This window comes from Massilia genomosp. 1 (assembly GCF_011682185.1).
Lineage (GTDB): Bacteria > Pseudomonadota > Gammaproteobacteria > Burkholderiales > Burkholderiaceae_D > Telluria_A > Telluria_A rubra.
This window is the reverse complement of record NZ_WHJF01000681.1, coordinates 1-240: the sequence shown is the minus strand read 5'-3', so window position 1 is coordinate 240 and position 240 is coordinate 1. Positions and strand designations below refer to the sequence as shown.

The window sequence follows — 240 nt, the reverse complement described above, 5'->3', positions numbered from 1 at the left end:
CGTGCAACTCTTTGCTGCAGTAGGCAGCATCCATCACATCGTACAAATTGGTGACCCGTTGCTTCGTGATGTGCGACAGCGGCACGGCGGCGCGGCTGTCATGCATCGACGCAGAACACAGCAAGGCGGCGATGGGAACGCCACAATCGGCAGTGTCAATATGCAGCTTGTACCCGTTCCAGCTGGTCTTGTAACCCTGCGCGTTGCACTTGGTGCCGCGGTCGCAGATCGTTGGCAATT

1 protein-coding gene is annotated in these 240 nt (G+C 57.9%); it reads right to left on the bottom strand.

Features of this window, described 5'->3' with window-relative positions:
* Window positions 1–240, bottom strand: a 240-nt coding sequence (locus F1735_RS35235; protein WP_167241671.1) for a transposase, incomplete at both ends; no start/stop codon positions are given.